Source organism: Microbacterium sp. MAH-37 (assembly GCF_009758255.1).
Lineage (GTDB): Bacteria > Actinomycetota > Actinomycetes > Actinomycetales > Microbacteriaceae > Microbacterium.
Genome location: NZ_WSEN01000004.1, coordinates 182,671 through 202,154, shown reverse-complemented (window position 1 = coordinate 202,154; position 19,484 = coordinate 182,671). Strand labels below are relative to the sequence as shown.

Sequence of the window (19,484 nt, the reverse complement as noted above, 5' to 3'; positions counted from 1 at the left end):
AGACCATGACACTCGTGCACTCTGATGCCCGAGGCCGTCTCAGCCTCGGGAAGATTGTCGAAGCCAACCGCGACTACCGCGTACAGACTGGCCCTCATGGCATAGTCACCCTCGAACCGGTCACCGTAATCACTGACTACGAGCGAAGTATCCTCGCTCGACCGGAGCTGGTCGATGCCTTTGATCGGGCGGCGGAAGCACTAGCGCGTGGAGAAGTCGTCCGCGGGAAGCGCCGACAAGACGTCTGAATTTCGCAAGTGAGAGGGGTCGGTTCTTCCGCCCCTCTCACTTGCCCCGCGAGCTGACTGACCATGAAGGGCGAGGGAATGTCGACAGCGAACTTTCCGTCCCTCGTTCGAGCGGTCGTCTCGTCATCGGTGTCCAACTCGTGGCATGTCGCCAAGGACGAGTGGGCCGTCACTGGCGTTGAAGAAGATCCTCAGGGCGATGGCGTGTGCGTGTGCGGCCAGATGGGACTAGTCAGCCTCTTCACGATCACGAACACTCACAACGGATCGGAGCTGTTCCCCATTGGCAGCACGTGCGTGAATCAGTTCGGCCGTAAGGACCTCAACAGCGCAATCAACGTGCTGGCCGATCTACTCAAACTTCGCGGCCTGGTTCGCGCTGGCAAGAGTATCCCGTTCACTGCGGAGTACTTCTCCAGAGCGATGCTGGAGGACCTGTACGAAGAAGGCGCCTTCACCCCTGACCAGTACAACAGCGGTGACGGCCAGAAGGACTACGACTTCTTGCTGAAGATGTTCAACAAGCGCAATAAGGACGACATCAGTACCGCGCAGCGGAGGAAAATCTCCGTCTTGGTGAACCAGAAGATCCGCCCATTCCTCGACGCTGACCCTCGATTGGGCTGAGACCTGCACCCGCCGGCGCTGGCGCTGATGACAACGCCGGCCCAGCGTATGGCTCCGCATGCTGGTGTCCCGGCCACCGGAGATGAGGAGTTCGGCGTGCTTGGACGCCGAGTGGCTTACGCGGCAGCCGTGCTCACGAGATCGACGAGCTCGGCGATCTTGAGGGCAACTTCAGCCATCGAGTCCTCGGACGTGTCCAAGCCGCTACGCGAGGCGAGAAGGGGGCTGATCTCGCGCAGGTCGTCGTAAGTGGTGTTGTGCACCACCGGGATCAGAAGGTCGCGCGCCAGCAGCGCGGAGAGCTCCTTGTCGGCGATGCCCTCAGCCTCGAGGCGCTTGAGGAGGGCCGGGGTGACAAGGACGATGCCCGCCCGCGACTTCGCCAACCCCTTGTCGATCGCGCGCAACAATGGCACTCCGAGTGCGACGTCCTTCTCGCTGAACCAGACCGACACGTTCTCGGCCTCCAGCTCGTCGTGGAGATCCTTCGCGGCATCCTTTCGATCGTCCCAGGCATGACAAAGGAAGACGTCCCGGAGGTCATGTCCGGTCCGCTTCTCGATCGCGCTGCGGATCGGCGCAAGCGCCGTCACCTCGGTGACGGTATACGTCGCGGAAGATCCCCGAGGCGACCAGCGAGGTCGTGCATTAGACCCACGACCTCCCCCGCTGCTGCGGACAGCCGGTGTTGAGTACGACGGAGTCGCAGGATAGGCAGGATAGTAGGTCTGGCTGCGCCGCCCGTATCCGCCGCGGCAGGCGGGACAAGCGGCGGCACCGCTTGCAGTTCGGTGCCCCTGTACGGGGGCGGTACATTGCGTCATAACAGAAGCATAGGCAAGCCCGACGACACCATCCCGGCACCTATCGCCGTGCTCGGCACCTGGTACCGCTGAGCTGTACCACTCCGTGGTCGGATGCCCCGGTTTCACCGATGAATCGGAGGAAGCGCCGTGCCCTGCGACGGGTCTGCGGTGCGAACTGTCGGCGATCGCCGACGCTCTCACTCAGATCGAAGGAGCCAAGCATCATGTCCCGCTGCAAGTCTTCCATCGCCGCCCTCACGATGCTCATGTTCAGGCTCATGGGGCTTACTCGCAGCGCGGCTTGCAACGGCTCGTCCCTTTTCCCTCCTCGAATCCCTGGCGCGGCAGCTGCGCCCATGCCGTTGGCTTCAAGTCATGCCGCGGGGTCGGAGTAAAACGCCAGCAGCCACACGTGAAGGTCGCTGTACCTTTCGGTGAGTTCGAGGAACATGTCGTTCTCCGTCCCCTTGATGCCTCTGAGAAGGACAGCGGAGGCTGCGGCTCTCGCAAGACGGGCTCGTTTCGTCTCACTTGCCGTTTCGGACGCTGCGCGGGCGCACCGTTCGAAGGCAGCAAGGTATTCGTCCGAGTCGAAGACTTCCTCGATCGACGGGCGGTTCTCCGATTCTTCCCACAGCTTCTTGATCGCAGCCACAACGGCGATCTGGAACTCGCGATCTCGCGCAGCCTTTCGACGTGCCATCTTGTAGTCGATGGCACGAGCCGCAGTCGGTCCCACTCCCGGCACGAGTTCGACAATCGATGACACGAAGTGAGCCGTCATTTCGCCCGCGTCGCCGTCCGCAGGAACCGTCAGGTCGCTATCAGTCACCGCTCGAGCATCCCACGCCTCCCGCCGCGAGGGCACGCTCCGGCCGGCGCACTAATGCTCTCGGTGCTCGGCTACCTGCCATGATCAGGGCACCCCGTGTCGGGCCCTGCTCCTATCGTGGAGGGAGAACGAGAGGACGCACATATGACCGACCCGACTGCTGCTGGCGACTATGCCTCGGCCGAATCCGAGAACCTGGATTCGCTCTACGAACCGAAGGACTGGCTGCTCGACGGACTGATTCAGATCATGAGTGGCGACGACTCCGCGATGTCGCTCACGATCCAGAGCGCGGGTGCCACGATCACCGGCACGCTCATCAGCCGCAACCAGTACTTCAGCCGTCTGTCCGAGCAGATGGGTGATTCCGGTTCCCCCGAGATGAAGGACGTCATCGAGCTTTGGAGGACTGAGATGATGGCCGGCGACGCGCGAGACAGTGAGCGCAGAGCGAACGGCGGAGGCTTGCGCTCCTTCCATTGCATCCACATGCGTGACGTCAAGATCATGAGCGGCGGTACGACGCTGAACGCACCGCTGTGGCGGGGCACTACTGAAGACATCACCGGGTGGACTCTCGGCAATTTCTAGGCCGGCTACGAGAGGGGGCAGGGAACCAAGTCGGTTCCCTGCCCCCTCTCGTATCTCCGCACAGGCCAATCCTCGGGACAGGTTGCACACGACCTCATCAGAGATCCGCGCATCAGGCATCTTTGATCAACTGCCCGATTGCGGGGCTTGTTCGATTACGGAACAGAGAGCGCTTCGCCCATGATCGCATTCGTGATGATCAGGGTGATCAGTGTGATCGTGATACCAGCTGCTGGGAGTAGCCACGCGCGCGCAAACCGAGACTTCAGGATGAAGTAGGACACCGTCGCCGCGATGAACACGAGGACGCTCGTGATCCAGAATGCTCGGGTAGCGACTTCGAGAACCGAGAAGTTGCATTGGTCGCCGCATCCCGCAATCGGTGCCGTCAGAGGGGCTGATCCCGCGGGGATCCCGGTCTTGGCCACGGATAAGCATCGACGCGTTCCCATGCCTCAGCTGCGGTCATCGACATTTCCCAAGGGGAGTTCGGGTCTGCCTTGGCCTGCGCACAATCGAGGAACCATGCTGCAGCGTTTAGCGCGTCCTTGTAGGCATCCTACCCATACACGACGGCGCCCATGATCGCGGAGATCTTGAGCGCTTGCCGTTTCGTGATCTGAACTGGAGCGTCGTCGCCAGGTCGAGGGGTATTCACCTTCGCCTGATACCACTCGGCAACGTTCATTTCGTACTCCGGATCAGCCGGATCGATCAGATCATCGTGATCACTGTCCATATTCGTTCCTTCGCTCTTTGACATGTCTACGCGCGGTCAGTCGCCTTGACGACTACCACGATCACCAGGATCACGATCCCGGCGAAGAGCATCCCCACGGGCATGGGGATGCTCGCGGCGAGCCGTGTCAGGGAGTCGTTCACTGTTCCGAGCACGAGACCGACGACGATCGCGCCGGCCGGCACAATCGCTCACCAGATATCGATACGGAGGTAGCTGCGCCACATGAAGAGCCCGGCGATCACGATCAGGCATCCGAGCGCCACCCACCAGTTCGAGGCCTGCTCCGGCTGACGGCGCATAATCATGCCCGGCAGGATCAGGAACGCTCCGAGTGCCCCGAGGGAGAGGGCTCCATATAGGACCAACGTCAGGAGGTTCACCAATCCTGGCCAGTGGTAGGGATCGCTGCTGTCCAGCCACTCGAAGATCGGTTCCGCGAACGCCGTCCAAGCCAGCGCTGTGACGATGATCGCCCCCACGATCAAGACCGACCAGATCGTCCAGTCGGTCTCATACTCCAATGCGACCTCCATGCCGCTCCCTCCGTTGCTTCGTTGATCGGCCGACGTCGCCGCTGCAGGTTCTTACCTCGAGCTCTTGTCGATGCGGCGGTGTGGTTCGTGCCCGTCCTGGTCGCACTTGGCGAACACGCCGAAGTCTCGACTCGTGAGATACGGCATGTGATGGTCCAGGACCTCACGGATGAACATGTGCAGCGACGGAGCACCCTTCCCGCCGAGCAGCAGATATTGCCACTCGTCATACATCCCAGCCAGTCGCGAGCAGGCGTCGTTCTCGACCAGGGCGCCCCTCCGGAACCACGTCCACCAGAGGGGCGCACGGGCTCAGGCGGCCGCCCGCACGTCCAGCACCCAGGTCACCCCGAAGCGGTCGGTGAGCATGCCGAATCCCGGCGACCACGCCGACGCCGCGAGCGGCTCGACGACGACCGCACCGTCCACGAGTCGCTCCCAGTACGCGGTCAGCTCGTCGAGGGAGTCGGCCTGCAGCGACTGGAAGAACGTGCGGTCGGTGAGAGTCACGCCGTTCTCGCGGGTGGTGGAGCCGGCGGTCGCCTCGGGATCGTCCGCTCCGGGGATGTCGTAGGCCATGAGCCGGATGCCGTTCGGCGTCTGCAGCTGGCCGAAGACGATCCTGTCGAACCCGGGCGCGCCCTCCGGCATGCCGAACTGCCCGTACGTGGCGGCCGTGACCTCTCCGCCGAACACCTCGCGGTAGAACTCGAGGGCCTGCCGCGCGGTGCCGCGGAAGTTGAGGTGTGTGGTGGTGGTGATCATGTCGTTCTCCCTGTCCGCGCCCTGCTTCTCAGGACGCTGTGATCACAGTCACAGCAGTAGAGGTCTGTTCTCGTCCTCTACTCGACACACAATGGACGCATGACCACCCCGACCGCCCGCCTGCTCACCCTGCTGTCGCTGCTGCAGACCCCGCGCGACTGGCCGGGGAAGGAGCTCGCCGACCGGCTCGGCATCGCCCCGCGCACAGTGCGCCGCGACGTCGACCGTCTGCGTGAACTGGGCTACCGCATCGGCGCGGCCAAGGGACCGTACGGCGGCTATCGGCTCGAGGCCGGGTCGGAGCTGCCGCCGCTGCTGTTCGACGAGGAGCAGGCCGTGGCGATCGCGGTGGCTCTGCAGGGCGTCCGCGCGAGCGGTGTCGACATCGAGGAGGCCGCCGACCGTGCGCTCGCGACCGTGCGCCAGGTGATGCCCTCCCGGTTGCGGCATCGCGTCGACGGCATCCGCTTCACCGGCGCCGGCAGCGACACCAGGGTCGATCCGGCCGTGCTCGAGGCCGTCAGCGCCGCGGTCCGCGACCGTCACGTGCTGCGCTTCGGCTATCGCGACGAGGACCGTCCGCCGCGGCGCACCGAACCTCACGCGGTGGTGCTGCGGGACGGGCGCTGGTACCTGCTGGCCTGGGAGCTGGACGCCGGCGACTGGCGCATCTTCCGGCTCGACCGGATGTCTCCGCGCATCCCGACCGGGCCGTCGTTCGTCCCGCGCCCCCTTCCCGCCGCCGACGCCGCGACACATCTGGCGGCCAGGGCCAAGGGATCCGAGACCGAGGACCGGTGGCCGTGCGTCGGCGAGGTCGTGCTCGATCTGCCCGCCACGGAGGTGGCTCCCTGGGTCGGCGACGGCGAGCTGGAGCCGTTGACCGAAGGGACCTGCCGCCTGACCGTCGGCTCCTGGTCGTGGACCGGGGTCCTCGCCGCCGTCGCCCGCTTCGACGCATCCTTCACCGTGGTCGGCCCCGACGCGCTGCGGGGTGCGGCGGCGACGCTCAGCGCGCGCTTCGCCCGGGCATCCGCCTCCCGCCCTCAGCCCCGAGTCACCCCGGGCTGAGCGGTCCGGATGCGCCGGTAGACTGGAGCCGCCCCGCTTCTCCCTTCTCTTCAGGAGCCCGCGTGACCACCACACACATCCCCGACTCCGTCGAGAACGCCCTCGCGACCCCCGAGAAGGAGCAGCCGTACGCGGCGCTCGGCCTCAAGGACGACGAGTACGCCCGCATCCGCGAGATCCTGGGCCGCCGTCCCACCTCGGGTGAGCTGGCGATGTACTCCGTGATGTGGTCGGAGCACTGCTCGTACAAGTCGTCGAAGAACTACCTGCGCCGCTTCGGCCAGAAGGTCTCCGACGAGATGAAGGAACGGCTCATGGTCGGCATGGGCCAGAACGCCGGCGTCGTCGACGTGGGCGAGGGCTGGGCCGTCACCTTCAAGGCCGAGAGCCACAACCACCCCTCCTACATCGAGCCGTTCCAGGGCGCCGCGACCGGCGTCGGCGGCATCGTGCGCGACATCATCTCGATGGGCGCCCGCCCGGTGGCCGTCATGGACGCCCTGCGCTTCGGCGCCATCGACCACCCCGACACCGCCCGCGTGGTGCACGGCGTCACCGCCGGCATCAGCTTCTACGGCAACTGCCTCGGCCTGCCGAACATCGGCGGCGAGACCGTGTTCGACTCGGTCTACCAGGCCAACCCGCTCGTGAACGCCCTCGCGGTCGGCGTCCTGCGCCACGAGGACCTGAAGCTCGCCAACGCCACCGGCACGGGCAACAAGGTCGTGCTGTTCGGCGCCCGCACCGGCGGTGACGGCATCGGCGGCGCCAGCATCCTGGCATCCGACTCCTTCGACGACGGTGGCCCCACCAAGCGGCCCGCCGTGCAGGTCGGGGACCCGTTCGCCGAGAAGGTGCTCATCGAGTGCTGCCTCGAGCTGTACCGCGACGAGCTCGTCGAGGCCATCCAGGACCTCGGCGCGGCCGGCATCTCGTGCGCGACCAGCGAGCTGGCCGCCAACGGCAACTCCGGCATGCACGTCTCGCTGGACAACGTGCTGCTGCGCGACCCCACCCTGACCGCTGAGGAGATCCTCATGTCGGAGTCGCAGGAGCGCATGATGGCGATCGTCGCCCCCGAGAAGCTCGACGCCTTCATGGCCGTCGTGAACAAGTGGGAGGTCGAGACCAGCGTGCTCGGCGAGGTCACCGGAGACGGACGCCTCATCATCGACTGGCAGGGCGAGCGCATCGTCGACGTCGACCCGTCGACCGTCGCCGTCGACGGCCCGGTCTACGACCGCCCGGTCGCCTACCCGACGTGGATCGACGCGCTGCAGGCGGATGCCGCCGAGGAGCTGCCCCGCTCGAACGACCCGGCCGAGCTGCGCGAGCAGTTCCTGAAGCTGATCGCGTCGCCGAACCTGGCCGACGTCAGCTGGATCACCAACCAGTACGACTACTACGTCGGCGGCAACACCGCCCTGGCCTTCCCCGATGACGCCGGCATGATCCGCGTCGACGAGGAGTCCGGTCTGGGCTTCGCGATCGCCACCGACGCGAACGGCCGCTACAGCCAGCTCGACCCGTACCGCGGGGCACAGCTGGCCCTCGCCGAGGCGTACCGCAACGTCGCCGTCACCGGCGCGACGCCCACCGCGATCACCGACTGCCTGAACTTCGGCTCGCCGGAGAACCCCGAGGTCATGTGGCAGTTCGGCCAGACCGTCGACGGCCTCGCCGACGGCTGCTACGCCCTGGGCACCCCGGTCACGGGCGGCAACGTGTCGTTCTACAACCAGACCGGCGACGTGCCGATCCACCCCACCCCGCTGGTGGGCGTGATGGGCATCATCGACGACGTCTCGCGCCGCATCCCGTCGGGCTGGCAGGACGAGGGGCAGAACATCTACCTGCTCGGCGTCACCTCGACCGAGCTGTCCGGCTCTGCCTGGGCCGATGTCGTGCACGACCACCTCGGCGGCCTTCCGCCGCAGGTCGACCTCGAGGCCGAGCGCCGTCTGGCCGGTCTGCTCGGCGCCGCCCGCGACGAGTGGCTGATCTCGTCGGCGCACGACCTCTCCGAGGGCGGCCTGGCCGTCTCGCTCGCCGAGGCCGTCTCGCGCTTCGGCGTCGGCGCCCGCGTCTGGCTCACCGAGCTGATGGAGCGCGACGGGGTGGATGCCGCATCCGCGCTGTTCTCGGAGTCGACCGGACGCGTCATCGTGACCGTGCCCCGTGAGGACGACGTGAAGTTCCGCGGCCTGTGCGAGGGCCGCGACTACCCGGTGCTGCGCATCGGCGTCACCGACAGCGAGCCCGCCCTCGAGGTGCAGGACGTCTTCACGCTCACCGTCGACGAGCTGCGCGAGGCCGCGCGCGCCACCCTTCCCGCGGCCTTCGGCCCGACCGTCACCGAGCCCGCCGCCTGACGGCCCTCACCACCACAAGGACCACTCATGAACCAGCACGAAGAAGCCGAAGACCTCTCCGTCTACAGCGAGCGCCGCCAGAAGCGCATCCGCGTCACCGCATGGGTGACGATCGTCGCCCTCATCCTCGTCGGCGGCGGCGCCACGGTGATCGGCCTCATCCTCAACTGAGCCCGGCGCGGGGCCGCGCCGGGCGCGGCATCCCGCCGGATCTCCTCAGAATCGCGGATGCTTCGGTGCCGAAGCATCCGCGATTCTGCCGATCTCCGTGATACTGCCGCGGCAACGCGGCGTTCATGAACGTGTCATCGGCGGGTCACAGCAACGTCACGGGCATTCCAACGTGCGCCGATTGACTCGCGGGCATGAGACGACTCCCCCGTGCGCTCGCCGCCGCCACCGTCGTGGCGACCGCAGCAACTCTGCTGCTCACCGCGCCGGCGAACGCCGCCGGCAACCAGACCACTCCCACTTCGCCGAACCACGCCTTCCAGCCGACGCTGGTCGCCTGGGCGCAGCTGTCGGCCGACTTCCTCGCCGAGGGACCGGCGTCGGGCGCCCTGGCCAGCGCGGGCAACGGACGCCAGGGCCCCTGGGACGGCCAGGTCATCCCCGGATTCTCGGCGGTCATCGACAACGGCGACGGCACGTTCTGGGCCCAGCCCGACAACGGCTTCGGCGCCAAGGGCAACTCCGCCGACTTCCTGCTGCGCAGCTACCTGGTGCGTCCCGACTGGCAGACCGCCAAGGGCGGCACGGGCGAGATCAAGGTCGAGCGCTTCCTCTCGTACAACGACCGCAACGGGCTGCTCGACTTCCCCATCGTGAACGACGGCACAGCCGAGCGGCTGCTCACCGGCGCCGACTTCGACATCGAGTCGGTCGTGCGTGCGAAGGACGGCACGTTCTGGGTCGGCGAGGAGTTCGGGCCGTTCCTGCTGCACTTCGACGCCGAGGGCACCCTGCTGCAGAAGCCGTTCTCGCTCGAGGGCGCGAAGTCGCCGCAGAATCCGTACCTGAAGGCCGGTGAGACCCCGCGCGTGCGCGCGAGCCGCGGCTTCGAGGCGATGGCCGGCTCGAAGAACGGCCGCTACCTCTACCCGATCCTCGAGGGTGCCTACGCCGACGACCCGGATCATCGCCGTCGCGAGATCCGCGAGTTCGACACGAAGACCGGCGCGCACACCGGCCGCACCTGGAACTACCAGACCGACCAGGAACCGAACGTCATCGGCGACGCCTTCACGGTGAAGAACGACGTGCTGCTGGTCGTCGAGCGCGATGACTTCGAGGGCGATCAGTCGGTCACCAAGCGGGTCTACCAGATCGACCTCCGCCGGACGGATGCCGAGGGCTACGTCGAGAAGAGCCTCGTCCTCGACGCCCTGCGCATCGCCAACCTCGACGGGCTCGCCGCCGGAGAAGGCTACGGCACGGGCGAGGTCTTCTCACTGCCGGTGCAGTCGTTCGAGACGATCGTGCAGCTGCGCAACGGCGACCTGCTCATCGCCAACGACAACAACTACCCCGGCAACGACGCCCGTGTGCCCGGCACCCCGGATGACACCGAGTTCGCCGTGATCGACCTCGACCGCACCAAGATCGAGAAGGAGCAGGTGACCGTCATCGGGCACCGCGGCGCGAGCGGCTACCGCCCGGAGCACACCCTCGCCTCGTACGAGCAGGCGATCGTGCAGTGCGCCGACTACATCGAGCCCGATGTCGTGTCCACGAAGGACGGCGTCCTCGTCGCGCGCCACGAGAACGAGATCAGCGGCACCACCGACGTCTCGACCCGCCCCGAGTTCGCCGGCCGCAAGGCGACCAAGACGATCGACGGCGCGAAGGTCACCGGCTGGTTCACCGAGGACTTCACGTTCGCCGAGCTGCGCACGCTGCGCGCCAAGGAGCGGATGCCGCAGACGCGGCCCGCGAACACCGCCTTCGACGGCCTGTACGTGATCCCGACGCTGGACGAGGTCATCGACCTGGCCCGCCACTCGGTCAGCTGCGACGGCCGTCAGGTCGGCGTCTACCCCGAGACGAAGCATCCGTCGTACTTCGACTCGATCGGGCTCTCTCTCGAGGAGCCGCTGGTCGCACAGCTGAAGGCGAACGGCGTGGACTCGGCCGACGCCCCGGTGATCGTGCAGAGCTTCGAGGTCGCGAACCTGCAGGAGCTGGCCGGCCTCACGAACGTGAAGCTCGCCCAGCTGATCAGCTCGTCGGGTCGCCCGTACGACTTCACGCTCGCCGGTGACGCGCGCACCTACGCCGATCTGGTGACGCCGACCGGCCTCGCCGGGATCGCGCAGTACGCCGACGGCATCGGCGCCGAGAAGTCGGTGCTGATCCCGCGCACGCCCAAGGGTCGTCTCGCGGCACCGACGCCGGTGATCGCCGACGCCCACGCTGCCGGCCTCGACGTGCACGGCTGGACGTTCCGCCTGGAGAACCAGTACCTGCCGGTGGAGTTCCGCTCCTCGGCCGACCCGATCGCGCCCGGTGACCTCGCCGGCGAGATCCAGGTCTACCTGAACGCGGGCATGGACGGCATCTTCAGCGACCAGCCCGACGTCGCCGCGACCGTCGGCTGAGCCGGCATTCGCAGCGCCCGTCGCCCTCACGAGGGGCGGCGGGCGCCTCTCACTCTGCGAACTGCTCCGCGACCCAGAACCGCGGGTCTCCCCATCCGAGCTCGCCATGCCCGGCGGCGTTCAGCGCCAACAGCACCAGAACCCGGCGGTACGCGGCGAAGGTGAGGATGTGCGCGAGGTTGCCGCCGTAGCTGATCACCTCGACGGGCTCGCCGGAGGCGTCCACGAACGTCTCGTCGAGTCGCTCGCCAGCGGTGACCTCCCGGACGTGCTCGTGGAACGCCGGCCCCTCGACCGCGAGGATGTCGCGCAGGTCGCCGAGCGACTGATGCTGCTCGACCTGCAGGTCGTAGGACCTGCCGGCCATCACGGCGTTCCACATCGCGAGCTGCCCGACCAGCCGTGCCAGCAGTGACCTGACGCTCTGCTCATCATCATCGTCGTCGACGTCGACCTCGATCGGCCGATTCAGCTCGTCGTCGCCGAGCTCGCCGGCCACGCGGATCATCTCCCCGGTCAGCCAGATGTGATGCGCGGTCATGCGCTCCAGAAGTTCCATCTCGCTCTCCTTGTCTCTCATGGGAAGCCGGATGCTCCCCGGCGGGTGGAAATGCACTCCGTTGCCGGCCGGCAGTCGGAACGTCGCCGCGGTGTGCCGCCACTGCGCCGGAGGCTCTCCGAACTCGCGCGCGAACGCGCGGGTGAAGGCCTCATGAGACGAGTAGCCGGCATCGACGGCGACATCGAGCAGCGGCATCCGCGTCGTCAGCATGCGGAACGCGGCGCGCTCCAGCAGGATGCGGCGGCGGAACGCCCCCGGGTTCTCGCCCGCCACCGACCGGATGATCCGGTCGAGGTGGAACCGCGAGAATCCGACCCGTGCGGCCAGCTCCGCGCCGTCGATCGTGCCGGCCTCGTCGTCGCGCAGGGCGTCGGCGAGCCGGTCGACGAAGGTCGCGAAGGTGTCCGCGGGGCTGCTCATGTCACCATGGTGCTCCTCCGCAGAGTCTCGCGCTTGATCGTCCTTGCGCAGTCGCGCGCTACCGGACCGTCGCCCTGCGCGCGACGACCACCCGGGCGAGGAACGCCTCGACGCCGTCGATCACCGCGGTGAAACGCCAGGACTGCATGGCGTCGAAGCCGTGTTGCCCGCCGGGCAGCTCGGCGTACCAGATCTCCTGCTGCGATCCCTCCTCGAGATGCCTGTGCAGGGCGCGGGCGTCCTCGACGGGCACGTAGCAGTCGCGATCGCCATGCACGAGGAAGAACGGCGGAGCCTTCGAGGCATCCATCGCCAGGGCCGTCGACGGCTGGGCCTCGTCCGGCCCTCGTCCGTAGTACCGGCCGTAGAACGCGTACAGCGAGACAGCGGCATCGACCCGCGGATGCCCCGGGTCGGACCGGTCCTGGCTCAGCGCGCACAGCGCGGTGAGGTGGCCACCGGCCGAGCTGCCGGCCATGACCACGACGTCGGTGTCGCCGCCGTGGATGTCGGCGTTCTCGTGCGCCCAGGTCAGCGCGGCCCTGGCGTCGGCGAGGTGCTCATCGAACCCGTACTGCGGGCGCAGCCGGTAGGTCGCGCTGATGCAGGTCCAGCCCTGTGCCGACAGCCGGTACAGCAGGGCCCGCGCCTCCCAGCGGTTGCTGCCCGAGAAGTACCCACCGCCGTGGAAGTACACGAGCACCGGGCCCGGGGCATCCGATCGCCGGGGACGGTAGACGTCGAGGCGCTGGCGCCGGTCGTCGCCGTAGAAGATCGGGCCGGTGCGGATGACGGAGCGCGGCCGCCAGGGCAGCGGGAGGATCAGCGGCCGCAGCCACCAGAACGGTCGCCGTGCCGGAGGCTCGGCACCGTGCTCGCGCACCATAGCGTCGATCACCGGACGCGCGCGCAGGGCGCTCGCCAGCAGCACGAGCAGTGCCACCCCCACGAGCACGGCGATGACGAGCAGCACCGTGCCCGGTCCACCGCTGAGGTCGCCCTCGTCCCAGGCCAGCAGCGAGATCAGCAGCAGGTAGACGAAGAGGATGTGCGGGATCTCGTCGGCCGGCAGCGCGACCGCGAACAGCACGTTCCCCCAGCGACGGATGCGGATCAGCGCCAGCACTGTGGTGATCACGATGAGCGCGAGGGGCAGAACGTATCCGAGCGGCATATCGATGCTCTCCTCAGCTGTGTATGGCGTTCACAGACAACCGACCCTACGGTGAACGGCATTCACGGTCAAGGGTGCGGGTGGCACCAGGGTCTCGCGTCGGAGCGGATCGCGGCGTACTCTCGGCGTGCACCGGGAGGCACAGCATGACGATCCAACCGATCGACGTCGCGCGCGACGCGAACATCGAGGGCCACCTCATCGGGTCGCCCGTCAGCATCATCCGCGAGTACGCCTCGCCGGGTGCCGGGCCGCGACTGCACCGTCATCCGTATGCGGAGACCTTCGTCATCCACCACGGCAGGGCGCTGTTCACCGTCGGCGACGAGCAGCTGGTGGGCGTCGGCGGTCAGGTGCTCGTGGTCCCCGCCCTGATCGCGCACCGGTTCGAGGTGCTCGACGGCGGCATCTACGAGGCGACCCATATCCACGCCAACGACCGCTTCATCACCGAGTGGCTGGAGTGAGGCTTCGGCGGTCGGCGCCCGCCGAGCATGACGGATCCATGCTGCGCGGGCGCGCCCACGCACGCGCGCGACTAGGCTGTCCGGATGCCTGATCAGCGGGAGAATCTGCAGCGGCTGCGTGTCGAGGCGGCCGCGCGCGCCGCGTCCGCGGCATCTGCTCTTCAGACGCTGGTGCGCGATCGCGAGGGATCGAACGACGACGACGAGCACGACCCCGAGGGCGTGACACTGTCGTCGGAGTGGTCGCGGCTGTCGGGCCTTGCCGACGCCGCCGACGACGAACTGCGGCAGGCCGACGATGCGCTGGCGCGGGTGGATGCCGGCACCTACGGCATCTGCGTCGGATGCGGGAAGCCGATCCCCGCCGCGCGGCTCGAAGTGCGTCCCTTCGCCGACCGGTGCGTCGCGTGTGCGGAGGCGGGGCGCTGAGACGACGCACCGCGTCGCAGAAATACGCCATGTCGCACGAACAGAGCCGAACATCTGCGACATCCGGTATTTCTGCGAGGGGATGCGCGAGTACCGCGCCGCGCCGACCGGATTAGGCTGAACGCATCATGGAGGAGTTCTGGAAGTTCGTCGGCGGCTACTGGTGGCTGATCTTCCCGATCATGGGGATGGCCGGCGGCATGGCGCGTCGGTGGCAGGTCATGTCTCGGGAGCGCCACGAGCGCCGCTTGGAGACCCTGCGACTGAAGGGCGAGATCAAGGCTGCCCAGATCGCCGCGCGCGGTGGGAAGACCGGCCCGGTGCCCACGAGAAAGCAGCAGGAGAAGGCGCAGGCACAGGACCATGCCGACCTGCTGACCCGGCTGTTCGCCGAGCACGACGAGATCACCGCGCGCTGGCTCGACTACGAGCTCGACGTGGCGAAGCTGATCGCCTTCCCCACGATGAGCGACGGACGGCAGCCGCTGACCGCCGCGTTCCTGAGGGCCAAGAAGACTGCGGACGCCCTGCGCCCGGCATCCGCCGACGCGAAGGCGAGCGAGCAGCAGGTCAGCGAGTATCTCGATGCCGTCGGCAACTACTCCGTCGCCTTCGAAGTCGCCGAGCAGGAGGCCCGGCGCGTGCGCAACTCGACCTTCACCGAGGACGAGCGCAAACGCCTCGACCGCGCACAGCAGCTGCTGAAGGTCGCCGTCGACGAGTCCGCCACGCAGGCAGAGCGCAACGTCGCCTACAAGCGCGTCCGCGAGGAGCTCGACGGACTGATCGTGCTCTCGGAGCAGGCCGTACAGGTACTGGAGAAGCAGGTCGCCCGGGAGCTTCCCTCCCAGCCGGATGCTGCGCCGGCGGCGCCGCCCACGCAGCCCGAGCCGGAGCGGATGCCGCTGCGCAAGCCTCTTCCCGGCGAATAGGCCCGGAGGGACCGGCTCCTGAGCGAGGAGCGCCAGCGATGAGCGCTCAGCCCAGCGCCGCCGCACCCACCGCGGCGCAGACCGCCCCGGTGATCAACAGGATCGGCCCGGCGAGAATGCCGCACCAGAAGCTGCGCGCGGCGGTCTTCAGCGGCGGTCGGGTGGCGAACACGGCCACGGCCGTGACGAGCACGCCGACGAGAGCGAACACCGGCTGCGCGAACACCCATGCCAGCGGCACGAAATGGATGCCGACCACGGCGAGGATCAGCGGGGCGATCAGGTCGGAGCGCTTGCGGCGCGCCGCGACGACCGACAGCACGATCATGACGATCACCTCGACCCAGAACACGACGACGTAGGCGATGAAGGCCGGACCGCCGACCTCGATCGCGGTCGGGCCGTTCCAGTTGCGGATCGCAGCGGGCAGGCTGAGGCCTGCCAGCGCCGCGCCGCCGAGTCCGATCACCGCCAGCAGCACCCGCCAGATGACCTGCTTCGGCGGTCGCTCCTGCGCCCAGCCGGCCCAGACGAACGCCGCCATCCCGAAGATCACTCCGGTCATGAGCAGGTCGCGGGGGAACTCCGTCACGATCATTCCGACCTCCCGTCCCGGACACCCTACGGGACGACAGCCGACGCCCGCCTCCTGAGCGAGGGGGAGCGAGACGGAGGGCGCCCTTCGTCACTTCGTCTCGCTTCGCTCGCTCAGCACGGCGCTCGCTTCGCTCGCTCAGGACCCGGGAGAGGTAGCGTGAGGCCCATGAAGGCCGAACGAAGCGAGATCATCGCCTTTCGCCTGGCCGCACACCACCTGACGGAACGGCTCGATGGCGGCCTGCTCGAGGCCGCCGCCGCGTGCGGCGTGCAGAACAGCCCGCCGGGTTCGGCCCTGCTCGCCCTGAACGCACGCGTCCGCTCTCTCACGCCCCAGAGCCTGGATACCGCCGTCGAAGACCGCTCGATGCTGCAGACCTGGGCGATGCGCGGCGCGCCGTTCTACTTCCCCATCGTGGACGCGGAGATCTTCACCGCCGGAGCGCTTCCGACGACCGAGGCCGCCCTGCGCCGGTTCATCCTCGGGATCGGCCCGTCGGTCGACGAACTCGGGATCACTGTCACCGACGCGGTCGACCTGATCGGCCGCCACCTCGACGGAGCCCTTGCCGGACGACGGCTCGCGATCGACGAGCTCGGCAAAGAGCTCGCCCGGCGGACGGCCCCCGACCTGACTGCCGCCCAGCGCAAGGTCTGGGCGCGCGAGGGTCCATACGCCCCCGGCCAGCCCGTCGGCGAAGCGGTCGCACATTTCTGCCTGCGCATCCTCATGCTGCGCGGGAGCGTCTGTATCGCCCCGCGCGACGGCGATCAGGCGCCGTTCGTACTGACCGAGGAGTGGCTCGGGCATCCGCTTCCCGTCGTCGATGCAGAGCAGGCGCGCGCCGAACTGCTGCGCCGTCACCTGCACTGCTATGGGCCGTCGACGCGCGCGGACTTCGCCGGCTGGCTCGGCGTGCGCGCCGGCGACGTCGGGCCGTGGTGGGAGCCTCTCGAAGGGGAACTCGCCGAAGTCGACACCGGTCGCCGTACCTGGATGCTGGCAGCCGACCTCGACGCTCTGCGGGCGGCGGCCATGCCCGAGGGCGTGCGGCTGCTGCCGCCGCGCGACCCGTACACACAGGCCCGCGACCGCGGCATCCTGGTGGATCCGGCGCATCAGCGCGAGGTCTGGAAGACCGTCGGCGACCCGGGGACGCTTCTGGCTGACGGTGAGATCGTCGGCGTCTGGCGTCCCCGCAAGAAGGGCCGCGCACTTACGCTCTCGGTCACGCCGTTCGGCACCCTGACCGACCGGATTCTGCGTCTGCTGCAACCCGAGGCGGAGCAGGTCGCCCTGCTCCGCGGCGCGTCGACCGTGGAGATCGTCGTGGCGTGAGAACGACCGTCCCGAGGAATGTCGCAGATTGCCGCATCCGACGCCGGGATGCGGCATAGAGGGACATTCCTCAGAGGGGTCAGCCCTCCAAGGGGGGGGTCATGCAGGAGTTGAGTCCGACTTCCGGCCGCCGGCTTCGAGCACGTCGCCGGCGGGCAGCTCCTTGTGGCCGCCGAACTGCAGGCGCATCGCCGAGAGGACCTGATTGGCGAAGTGGTCCTCATCGCGCGAGGCGAACCGCTCGAAGAGCGATGCGGCGAGCACCGGCACCGGGACGCCCACGTCGACCGCGGCCTTCACCGTCCACCGCCCCTCGCCCGAGTCGGACACGCGTCCCGCCAGTCCTGTCAGCGTCGGGTTCTCGTTCAGCGCGGCGGCCGTCAGGTCGAGCAGCCATGACGACACCACCGATCCGCGGCGCCACAGCTCGGTGACCTTCCCCGTGTCGATCGGGAACTGGTAGAACTCCGGCTCCTCCAGCGGGGCGATCTCGGCGGAGTGCTCGGCCTCGCGCACTCCGGCATCCGCGTTCTCGAGCAGGTTGAGGCCTTCGGCGAGCGCGGCCATGATGCCGTACTCGATGCCGTTGTGCACCATCTTCACGAAGTGCCCGGCGCCCGACGGGCCGCAGTGCAGGTAGCCCTGCTCCTCGGGCGCGAGCTCACCGGTGCGTCCCGGCGTGCGCTCGATCTCGCCGGCTCCGGGCGCGATGGTCTTCAGCAGCGGCTCGATGTGATTCACCGCGACATCCGTTCCGCCGACCATCAGGCAGTAGCCGCGCTCCAGGCCGAAGACGCCGCCGCTGGTTCCTGCATCCACGTATTCGATGCCGCGCTCGCGCAGCGCCTTCGCGCGGCGCACGTCGTCGCGGTAGTTCGAGTTGCCGCCGTCGATGATGATGTCGCCCGGCTCGAGCACGGCCGCGACGTCGTCGACGACCTTGCCGGTGAGCGAGGCGGGCACCATCAGCCAGACCACGCGCGGCGTCTGCAGCTTCGCGGCGAAGTCGGCGAGATCGGATGCTCCGGTCGCCCCCTCCGCGGCGAGCGCGGAGACCGCATCCGGGCTGACGTCGTAGACGACGCAGTCGTGCCCGTCGCGCATCAGCCGGCGCACGATGTTGGCGCCCATCCGGCCCAGTCCGATCATTCCGAGTTGCATGGTCTCTCCCTCACTCAGGTCCGGTTACATCGTCCTGCACGGTCGGCCGCAGGGCAATCACCCCGGATTCGAGTTGCCGTCGCTCGGGATCTCCATCGGCACGTCATAGCCGAACTCCTCGCGCAGTGCAGGGCCGATCCGCTCCAGCCGCGCCCGCAGCCAGAGCAGCAGGATCATCCCCAGCAGCCACAGCGCCAGGACCACCGGGGCGCCGACGCCGGGAAGCTCGACCCCGACGGCGAAGAGAGCGACGAGGGTCCACACGGCCATCGTCGTGACCGCGTGGCCTCGCAGGTCGATCGTGAGCGAGTGGCCGCGCTCCTGTTCGGCATCCGTGGGGGCCGGGCCGCGCAGCCGGCGCGGCAGGCGAGTGAGCTCGAGCCAGTCGGCGAGATGCAGCACGATCAGCGCCACCACGCACGCGGCCAGAAACAGCCACGCGACGGTCAGCGGTGCACGCCCGATCGTGTCGCGCAGCAGGCCAGCCGCACCGGTGACGACGATGCCGGCGACCAAGCACCAGCCGACGATCACCCACAAGGGGTGCAATGGGGTGCGGCGCCGACGATCGCGTTCACGAAGCACGCTGCGGCTCGTCCTGTCATCGCGCAGGATCACCGTGGCCGGGCCGTGCACGCCGACGGCACCCTTCGGAAGTGCGGCGATCGTGGCCGCGACCGGTCCGTGGGTGCGGTTGCGTGTGACCAGCACTGCGAGCAGGAGGACGACGACCAGAGCGATGCATCCGAGTGTCACCGCCCGGAACACGGGGCCCTGCGACCACAGGATGCCGAAGACGATCGCCATGGTCGCGGCGAATCCGGCGACGCAGAACAGGCTCACCTGCAGCGGGAAGAAGGGCGTGGCCGTGGCCTGCCCGCGGAACTCGACGGCGTTGCGCAGCTCTGCTGATCCGGCCACGGCGCCGTCGTACATCCGCATCCGAGCGAGGTGCACCGATGTGAACGCCGGTCCGAGCAGTGCGCTGAAGGCGGCCGCGGTCACTGCGGTGACGAAGAGCAGGCGGAGTCCGCTCGAGTTCATCACGTCGCCCAGCCCGCTCATCCCGCTGAGCAGCATGAGCACGCCGGTGAGTCCGACGCCGACACCGCCGGCGATCGCCACGGCGATCACGGCATCGAGGATGCTGCTCGACCAGACCACGCCCGTGGTCGGTGGCAGCTCGGGCCTCCGCGCTCTCATCCTGATTCCCCCTGCC

General features: G+C 68.2%; 21 protein-coding genes. 10 read left to right on the top strand and 11 right to left on the bottom strand.

Annotation, left to right across the window (positions count from 1 at the left end):
• Positions 1-326 precede the first annotated feature (326 nt).
• Positions 327-875: a hypothetical protein gene (locus GON06_RS04410; RefSeq protein WP_157311098.1), complete on the top strand. Its 549-nt coding sequence runs from the start codon at positions 327-329 to the stop codon at positions 873-875.
• A 116-nt stretch (positions 876-991) separates the two neighbouring features.
• Here the strand turns inward: GON06_RS04410 and GON06_RS04405 are convergent, their stop codons facing one another.
• Positions 992-1,468, bottom strand: a complete 477-nt coding sequence (locus tag GON06_RS04405; RefSeq protein WP_332837154.1) for a toll/interleukin-1 receptor domain-containing protein — start codon at positions 1,466-1,468, stop codon at positions 992-994.
• Between the two features lie 586 nt (positions 1,469-2,054).
• On the bottom strand, positions 2,055-2,513 hold the full coding sequence (locus tag GON06_RS04400) for a hypothetical protein (protein WP_157311096.1): 459 nt from the start codon (positions 2,511-2,513) through the stop codon (positions 2,055-2,057).
• Between the two features lie 144 nt (positions 2,514-2,657).
• On the opposite strand from GON06_RS04400, the gene GON06_RS04395 reads away from it, so the two are divergent.
• On the top strand, positions 2,658-3,104 hold the full coding sequence (locus GON06_RS04395) for a hypothetical protein (RefSeq protein WP_157311095.1): 447 nt from the start codon (positions 2,658-2,660) through the stop codon (positions 3,102-3,104).
• A 155-nt stretch (positions 3,105-3,259) separates the two neighbouring features.
• On the opposite strand, the gene GON06_RS18490 is transcribed toward GON06_RS04395, so the two are convergent.
• The 4 genes from GON06_RS18490 to GON06_RS04375 form a co-directional block, all read right to left on the bottom strand.
• The gene (locus GON06_RS18490; protein WP_198346601.1) at positions 3,260-3,532 is read right to left on the bottom strand and encodes a hypothetical protein; all 273 of its coding nucleotides are present in this window, start codon (positions 3,530-3,532) and stop codon (positions 3,260-3,262) included.
• A 131-nt stretch (positions 3,533-3,663) separates the two neighbouring features.
• Positions 3,664-3,843, bottom strand: a complete 180-nt coding sequence (locus tag GON06_RS04390) for a hypothetical protein (RefSeq protein ID WP_157311094.1) — start codon at positions 3,841-3,843, stop codon at positions 3,664-3,666.
• A gap of 191 nt (positions 3,844-4,034) precedes the next feature.
• Positions 4,035-4,379, bottom strand: a complete 345-nt coding sequence (locus tag GON06_RS04385; RefSeq protein ID WP_157311093.1) for a hypothetical protein — start codon at positions 4,377-4,379, stop codon at positions 4,035-4,037.
• Positions 4,380-4,691: 312 nt separating this feature from the next.
• Positions 4,692-5,144, bottom strand: a complete 453-nt coding sequence (locus tag GON06_RS04375; RefSeq protein WP_157311091.1) for a VOC family protein — start codon at positions 5,142-5,144, stop codon at positions 4,692-4,694.
• Positions 5,145-5,243: 99 nt separating this feature from the next.
• Between GON06_RS04375 and GON06_RS04370 the strand changes: the two genes are divergently transcribed.
• The 4 genes from GON06_RS04370 to GON06_RS04360 all read left to right on the top strand — a co-directional run bounded on the left by GON06_RS04370 (position 5,244) and on the right by GON06_RS04360 (position 11,184).
• Positions 5,244-6,215, top strand: a complete 972-nt coding sequence (locus GON06_RS04370) for a helix-turn-helix transcriptional regulator (protein ID WP_157311090.1) — start codon at positions 5,244-5,246, stop codon at positions 6,213-6,215.
• A 62-nt stretch (positions 6,216-6,277) separates the two neighbouring features.
• Entirely contained in the window at positions 6,278-8,587 is a 2,310-nt protein-coding gene (gene purL / locus GON06_RS04365; protein WP_332837153.1) for a phosphoribosylformylglycinamidine synthase subunit PurL, read from the top strand.
• Positions 8,588-8,614: 27 nt separating this feature from the next.
• Positions 8,615-8,758 carry a hypothetical protein gene (locus GON06_RS18480; RefSeq protein ID WP_198346599.1) on the top strand — a complete coding sequence of 48 codons (144 nt, stop codon included), beginning with the start codon at positions 8,615-8,617 and terminating at the stop codon, positions 8,756-8,758.
• 194 nt (positions 8,759-8,952) lie between these two features.
• On the top strand, positions 8,953-11,184 hold the full coding sequence (locus tag GON06_RS04360; RefSeq protein ID WP_157311089.1) for an esterase-like activity of phytase family protein: 2,232 nt from the start codon (positions 8,953-8,955) through the stop codon (positions 11,182-11,184).
• Between the two features lie 49 nt (positions 11,185-11,233).
• Here GON06_RS04360 and GON06_RS04355 read toward each other — a convergent pair whose 3' ends face one another.
• Together GON06_RS04355 and GON06_RS04350 are read right to left on the bottom strand one after the other, a co-directional pair.
• Positions 11,234-12,166: a helix-turn-helix domain-containing protein gene (locus GON06_RS04355; RefSeq protein WP_157311088.1), complete on the bottom strand. Its 933-nt coding sequence runs from the start codon at positions 12,164-12,166 to the stop codon at positions 11,234-11,236.
• Between the two features lie 58 nt (positions 12,167-12,224).
• Complete coding sequence (locus GON06_RS04350; RefSeq protein ID WP_157311087.1) at positions 12,225-13,340, bottom strand: alpha/beta hydrolase; 1,116 nt, start codon at positions 13,338-13,340, stop codon at positions 12,225-12,227.
• A gap of 146 nt (positions 13,341-13,486) precedes the next feature.
• Between GON06_RS04350 and GON06_RS04345 the strand changes: the two genes are divergently transcribed.
• From GON06_RS04345 to GON06_RS04335, 3 genes are all read left to right on the top strand, one after another.
• On the top strand, positions 13,487-13,807 hold the full coding sequence (locus GON06_RS04345; RefSeq protein WP_157311086.1) for a cupin domain-containing protein: 321 nt from the start codon (positions 13,487-13,489) through the stop codon (positions 13,805-13,807).
• Between the two features lie 84 nt (positions 13,808-13,891).
• A complete protein-coding gene (locus tag GON06_RS04340) occupies positions 13,892-14,236 on the top strand; it encodes a TraR/DksA family transcriptional regulator (protein ID WP_157311085.1) in 345 nt (114 codons plus the stop codon).
• 128 nt (positions 14,237-14,364) lie between these two features.
• A complete protein-coding gene (locus GON06_RS04335) occupies positions 14,365-15,168 on the top strand; it encodes a hypothetical protein (RefSeq protein WP_157311084.1) in 804 nt (267 codons plus the stop codon).
• Positions 15,169-15,214: 46 nt separating this feature from the next.
• Here the strand turns inward: GON06_RS04335 and GON06_RS04330 are convergent, their stop codons facing one another.
• Complete coding sequence (locus GON06_RS04330; RefSeq protein WP_157311083.1) at positions 15,215-15,760, bottom strand: hypothetical protein; 546 nt, start codon at positions 15,758-15,760, stop codon at positions 15,215-15,217.
• A 171-nt stretch (positions 15,761-15,931) separates the two neighbouring features.
• Here GON06_RS04330 and GON06_RS04325 point away from each other — a divergent pair, with 171 nt between their 5' ends.
• Complete coding sequence (locus GON06_RS04325) at positions 15,932-17,104, top strand: winged helix DNA-binding domain-containing protein (RefSeq protein WP_157311082.1); 1,173 nt, start codon at positions 15,932-15,934, stop codon at positions 17,102-17,104.
• A 99-nt stretch (positions 17,105-17,203) separates the two neighbouring features.
• Here GON06_RS04325 and gnd read toward each other — a convergent pair whose 3' ends face one another.
• A complete protein-coding gene (gnd, locus tag GON06_RS04320) occupies positions 17,204-18,265 on the bottom strand; it encodes a phosphogluconate dehydrogenase (NAD(+)-dependent, decarboxylating) (protein WP_157311081.1) in 1,062 nt (353 codons plus the stop codon).
• A gap of 57 nt (positions 18,266-18,322) precedes the next feature.
• Positions 18,323-19,468, bottom strand: coding sequence for a hypothetical protein (locus GON06_RS04315; RefSeq protein WP_157311080.1), 1,146 nt, complete (start codon positions 19,466-19,468; stop codon positions 18,323-18,325).
• Positions 19,469-19,484 lie beyond the last annotated feature (16 nt).